This is a genomic window from Leadbetterella sp. DM7, assembly GCF_040829825.2.
In the GTDB taxonomy this organism is placed as follows: Bacteria; Bacteroidota; Bacteroidia; order Cytophagales; family Spirosomataceae; genus Leadbetterella.
The window spans coordinates 1-279 of sequence record NZ_JBFOLH020000061.1 but is presented as its reverse complement, the minus strand read 5'-3'; the positions used below and the strand labels follow the sequence as shown (position 1 = coordinate 279).

At 73.5% G+C, this 279-nt stretch carries 1 protein-coding gene; it reads right to left on the bottom strand.

Annotation, left to right across the window (positions count from 1 at the left end):
- Positions 1 to 279 (bottom strand): hydantoinase B/oxoprolinase family protein (locus tag AB2U10_RS19235; RefSeq protein WP_367916705.1); only part of this gene is annotated, 279 nt, incomplete at both ends.

The following is a 279-nucleotide window of genomic DNA, read 5'->3' as shown; positions in this document are numbered from 1 at the left end:
CTCGCCGACGCCCATCGAGTCGGGCTCGATCTCCATGCTGTCGGCCAGCAGCGGGTAGAGCAGCTCCAGCTGCTCGATCACCAGCGACTTGAGGCCGCCCATCGCCGCCAGCGTGGCCAGGATCGGCCAGCCGTCGGTGCCCTTGGCCGCGCCGGCGCCGCCGCCGTTGTTGAAGAACATCGCCGCCCACGGCTCGCCGGTGCGCTCGTCGATCCCGGCCCAGTTGGGCATGTTCGCCGCCCGCGCGCCGCCGGCCACGACCTTGTCCGGCACCGCCGC